This is a genomic window from Vibrio sp. Vb0667, from assembly GCF_033391095.1.
This window is the reverse complement of the sequence record NZ_JAWPOL010000290.1, coordinates 1-1,161: the sequence shown is the minus strand read 5'-3', so window position 1 is coordinate 1,161 and position 1,161 is coordinate 1. Positions and strand designations below refer to the sequence as shown.

The following is a 1,161-nucleotide window of genomic DNA, read 5'->3' as shown; positions in this document are numbered from 1 at the left end:
TGACAAAGTGAACACTTGTACCGTGCTCTTTGTCTTTGGCGTCAATCGCGCGCTGGTGGGTGTGTAACCCCGGGTATTTAGGTAGAAGAGAAGGGTGAATGTTGATCATCTTACCGAGATAGTGCGAAACAAATGCACCGCTAAGAATGCGCATGTACCCTGCAAGAACGACAAAATTGGGCTGATACTTGTCAATTTGTTGCATCAACTCGGCATCGAATGCCTCGCGTGACTCGAACGCTTTAGGGTCAACAAAGTGGCCATCAACACTAAACTGTTTTGCACGTTCTAGACCGTATGCGTCAGATTTATTAGAAAATACTGCTGCAACGTGTGCGTTAGGCATGCTGTTTTCACAAGCTTCTAAAATGGCTTGTAAGTTACTGCCGTTACCTGAAATTAGGACCACGATGTTTTTCATGATGTTGGGACTGCCTTGATATTGTAGGTTCTATAAATTACCTACTATTAGAATGGTTTTCGATGTTCCAGATAGCAGAATGAGGACGTGGCGTCCTCATTCATTTTATTTTTTAGCGTGATTCACAAGTTAGTTGATTTCAACTTGCTCTTCATTTGCTTCTGCTTGAGCAATTTCACCAATCACCCATGCGTTTTCGCCTTCTTCTTTAAGAAGTGCAACCGCCGCGTCTGCTTGGTCTTTTGGTAGTGCAACGATTAGACCAACACCACAGTTGAACGTACGGTACATTTCGTGCGTTTCAACGTTGCCTTTCTCTTGCAGCCATTTGAAAATGATTGGCCATTCCCAGCTGTTACCGTCGATAACGGCTTTTGTGCCTTCAGGCAGTACGCGAGGGATGTTTTCCCAGAAACCACCACCCGTAATGTGAGAAATCGCGTGGATATCGTGTTTCTCGATCATCTTAAGTGCAGATTTGATGTAAATCTTCGTTGGTTCTAGTAGGTGCTCACCGATAGTGCGACCTGCTAGCTCTTCGTTTTTATCTGCGCCAGAAACTTCTAGAATCTTACGGATAAGTGAGTAACCGTTTGAGTGTGGACCGCTTGAGCCGACAGCGATAAGTGCGTCGCCTGCTGCTACTTTAGTGCCGTCAATCACGTCTTCTTTTTCCACTACGCCTACACAGAAACCCGCAACGTCGTAGTCTTCGCCTTCGTACATGCCTGGCATTTCAG

General features: G+C 45.5%; 2 protein-coding genes. Both read right to left on the bottom strand.

Going from position 1 to position 1,161, the window contains the following annotated elements:
* The coding region (gene purN, locus R8269_RS25355; protein ID WP_318222928.1) for a phosphoribosylglycinamide formyltransferase at window positions 1–421 on the bottom strand (421 nt) is incomplete at its 3' end.
* Window positions 422–550: 129 nt separating this feature from the next.
* Window positions 551–1,161: phosphoribosylformylglycinamidine cyclo-ligase (gene purM, locus R8269_RS25350; protein WP_318222927.1), on the bottom strand; the 611-nt coding region annotated here is incomplete at its 5' end.